Genomic DNA, 1,128 nt, shown 5'->3' with positions numbered 1-1,128 from the left:
GTGACGCCTGCGTCTGTTTCGGTGGCTGCGCGCTGTGGCTGGATGCGGCGCGGGCGCGGTCGGGCACGGCGGGGGCGAAAGTCGTGCTTGACCTTGCGTTCGTGACGCTGGGGTTCGTGCCAGTGGCGCCGGGACCGGCGCAGATGGCGGCGGCGGGTTTTGTTGCGGTCGCGCTGCTGGCGCGGCCGGGCGACGGCCATCCGGCGCTGGCGTGTGTCAGCCGACTGGCGCTTGCCTTGGCACCTCCGTTTCCGGCCTTTGCCGCGCTTCTGGTTCTCGTGGGGCTTGCCGCGTCCTGGTCTGGCTGGGCTGTGGCGGGTCTGCTCGGCGGTGCGCTGCTGGCGGTGGCACGGTCGCGGCCTGTCCAAGCCCCCACTACCGGGGGCACGGCCGGTCTGGCGGCGTGGGGGGCGGTGGTCGTCTTGTGTCTGGTGGGCCTCTGCGCGCTGATCTGGATGGGAGCGAAGGTATGAGCAGCGCGATCGCCCGGTCCAGCAACGCCCTTGCCGTGCTTCGGTCGGGCCGCATGGAGGTGCCTCACCTGCGCTATCGGCTGGACGAGGCGGAGTGGGCGGCGTTCGCCCGGGCGCTGGAGACGCCGGCCGGGGCCGGGACACCCCCGGTCGTCGTTCTGGGTCTGTGGAGCGACACGACCGACCTGCACGCCCTGGTCATGGACCAGTACGCCACGATGGCGATTGCGACGGTGGCGTTGCAGAACGGGCGCTACCTCGCCCTGTCGCCCTGGGCGCCGGAAGCGGCGGTCCACGAACGGATCGTGGGCGACCTCTGGGGTGCGGAGGCGATGGAGGCACGCGATACGCGCCCATGGTTGGACCATGGAGCGTGGCCGGTCATCTGGCCCTGCGCGGCGCGTCCCGTGCCCCGCACCGGTGCGGCGGAAGCGTTCGAGTTCCGCGAACCGGTGCCTTTGGGCGGCAAGGGCGGGGAGGCCCTGCTGATCGGTCCCGTTACCGGACGGCCGGAGGCGCCGGCGTTGCTGCGCGCCGGCGTCATCGGTCGGCACGTCCGGCACGCCGAGTGGCGGGGCGGCTATGCCCATGCCGGCCTGCTGGCACGCATGGGGGGGATGAGTGTCGGCGAGGCGGCCCGTCTGGCGGGCCGTCT

1 protein-coding gene and 1 pseudogene are annotated in these 1,128 nt (G+C 72.9%); both read left to right on the top strand.

Going from position 1 to position 1,128, the window contains the following annotated elements; translation table 11 throughout:
* Positions 1-473: hypothetical protein (locus HUK82_RS16735; protein ID WP_218061630.1), on the top strand; the 473-nt coding region annotated here is incomplete at its 5' end.
* A pseudogene (locus tag HUK82_RS16730) lies at positions 470-1,128 on the top strand (Ni Fe-hydrogenase III large subunit-like protein); the annotation flags it as partial. The gene HUK82_RS16735 and the pseudogene HUK82_RS16730, both read left to right, overlap by 4 nt.

It is taken from the genome of Ameyamaea chiangmaiensis (assembly GCF_013376175.1).
GTDB classification, from domain to species: Bacteria; Pseudomonadota; Alphaproteobacteria; order Acetobacterales; family Acetobacteraceae; genus Ameyamaea; species Ameyamaea chiangmaiensis.
This window is presented reverse-complemented; position numbering and strand designations above follow the sequence as displayed.